1 protein-coding gene and 2 pseudogenes are annotated in these 2,211 nt (G+C 62.0%); 1 reads left to right on the top strand and 2 read right to left on the bottom strand.

Annotation, left to right across the window (positions count from 1 at the left end; all coding sequences use genetic code 11):
- Nucleotides 1–86 precede the first annotated feature (86 nt).
- Entirely contained in the window at nucleotides 87–602 is a 516-nt protein-coding gene (locus OHD58_RS30350) for an ATP-binding protein (protein WP_412177327.1), read from the bottom strand.
- Between the two features lie 75 nt (nucleotides 603–677).
- A pseudogene (locus OHD58_RS30355) lies at nucleotides 678–1,655 on the bottom strand (Mu transposase domain-containing protein); the annotation flags it as partial.
- 67 nt (nucleotides 1,656–1,722) lie between these two features.
- On the opposite strand from OHD58_RS30355, the pseudogene OHD58_RS30360 reads away from it, so the two are divergent.
- Nucleotides 1,723–2,103: pseudogene (locus OHD58_RS30360) on the top strand (IS110 family transposase); the annotation flags it as partial.
- Between the last annotated feature and the right edge of the window lie 108 nt (nucleotides 2,104–2,211).

Genomic DNA, 2,211 nt, shown 5'->3' on the forward strand with positions numbered 1-2,211 from the left:
GCCCAGACCGAAGTGATGCCACCTCAAACCGCTGTCCACACAGCGCATGTCCACGGTCAACTACCGTGACATGAGACACCAACCGATCAACAACAGGGGTATCCTGCGTTGCTTGGGTCGCCGAAGACGCTCGGCCATTCCCCGAAGGCGAGATTGGTGTTGATGATGACGCTGGTGCGTTCGTAGAGCTTCGAGACCAGATGGAAGAGCAACTGCCCGCCGGCCTGGGCGAAGGGAAGATAGCCGAGTTCATCGAAGACGACGAAGTCGAGCCGGGTAAGGTGATCGGCAACGCGGCCCTGCCGGCCGGCACGGGTCTCGGTCTTGAGCCTGTTGACAGGTCGACAACGTTGAAGAAGCGCCCGCGTGCGCCGTTGCGGATGGGAGACGGCAATGGCGATCGCCAGATGCGACTTGCCGGTGCCTGTCCCGCCGACCAGGAGGACATTGCGCTGATGGGCGACGAAGGCGCGGGCGGCGAGATCGCGGATCAGGCTCTCGTTGACCGGCGTGCCGGCAAAATCGAAGTCCTCGATATCCTTGGCCAGCGGAAGCTTGGCGACGGTGAGCTGGTCTTGATGGAGCGGGCCTGCTTCTCCGATATCTCGGCCTGCAACAGATCGCCGACGATCTTCGGCGGTTCGTGCTGCCGCTTAATGGCGACGCCCATGATCTCGTCATAGGCCGCGCGCATCCCGAAGAGTTTCAGCGCCCCCATCAGTTCCAGTACTTCGGTGCGTTCCATGGCTGTTCGTCCTCCTGAGACTGTCATAGCGGGCGCAGTCGGCGATCGGCTCGTGAGCCAGCTTCAGCGCCTGGGGAATGGAAAGGATCGTGCCCGGCGCCGGATCGCGGCTGCGGGCCAGGATGTTGAGGATCACCGCCGCCGACGAGACGCCGTGCTCGATGGCTTCCTGGCAGGCGGCCTCGACCGCGCTCAATCCATCGGTCAGCACGCAGGTGAGGATCGACACCATCTGCCGATCGCCGTCATCAACCGCCTTGAGCTTGCGGCGCACCTTCTCCATTGCCGACGGCAGGACCTAGCCAAGGAACGGCGCGCCGTTGCGCAATCCGCCCGGCTTGCGGGCCAGCACCGGCACGTAGTGCCAGGGATCGTAGATGACCTCGTTGCGGCCGAAGCAGCGGGCATGCTCGCCCACGACCACACCGTCCTGGCGGATAATGATCCGGTCGGCATAAGCATGGATCTCGACCGGCCGGCCGACGGCACTCGACAGCACCGAGTATTTGTTGTTGTCGAAGCGCACCGTGCAGGTCTTCGACACCGACGCGGGAATGCAATGGAAGCCGTCGAAGCGACCCGCATAGGGAATGAAGCTGGCGCGCTCTTCTTCGAATACGTCCCAGATCGTGCGCTTGCCCTATTCGGGATGCCGATGCTCCTTGGCATAGGCAACGCATTTGTCGGCCAGCCAGCCGTTGAGATCCTCCAACGTCTTGAAGCGCAGCCTCGGTGTGAAGAAGCGCTTGCGCACCAGCCCGACCTGGTTCTCGACTTGCCCCTTCTCCCAGCCGGCCGCCGGCGTGCAGGCCTCCGGCTCGACAAGGTAATGCCCGCACATCTCCGCAAAGCGGCGGTTGTAGCGGCGATCCCTGCCGATGAAGATCGCGTCCACCGCCGTCTTCATGTTATGGGATGGACGCCTCCCTCTTCTGCGGCACAATTAGGTGGCCAACTTGAAGGAGGAAAGCATGACAATGGATTTGCTCGCTATCGATCTTGGAAAGCAGTCGTTTCACCTGCACGGGATCGATGCCGATCGTGTGCTCGTTTCGCGTAAGGTCAGCCGGGCGAAGCTCCTGGAGACCATGAACGAGATAGCGCCAGAGAAGATCGGGATGGAGGGCTGTGCCAGCGCCCATCATTGGGGTCGCTGGTTCACGCGTGACCGTCGACGGGTTCGACTGATCAACCCGCGCGTTGTGAAGCCGTTCGCGCGCGGCTCGAAGAACGACGCGGTAGACGCGGAAGCAATTTACGAGGCAGCAACACGCCCGACCATGCGCTTCGTGCCTGTGAAGTCGATCGAGCAGCAGGACTTACAGTCGCTGCATCGCATCCGAGAGCGTCTTGTCTTATGACTTTCCAAGCCGTTTGGTTCAGTAAGAGATGCCCGATCCGGGATGGCCATCCCGGATCGGGCGGAAGGGAATGGATCGAAGTTGTCTAGGTCGTTGAGGACCGTC

The sequence above is a fragment of the Mesorhizobium sp. ZC-5 genome (genome assembly GCF_025753855.1).
Lineage (GTDB): Bacteria > Pseudomonadota > Alphaproteobacteria > Rhizobiales > Rhizobiaceae > Neomesorhizobium.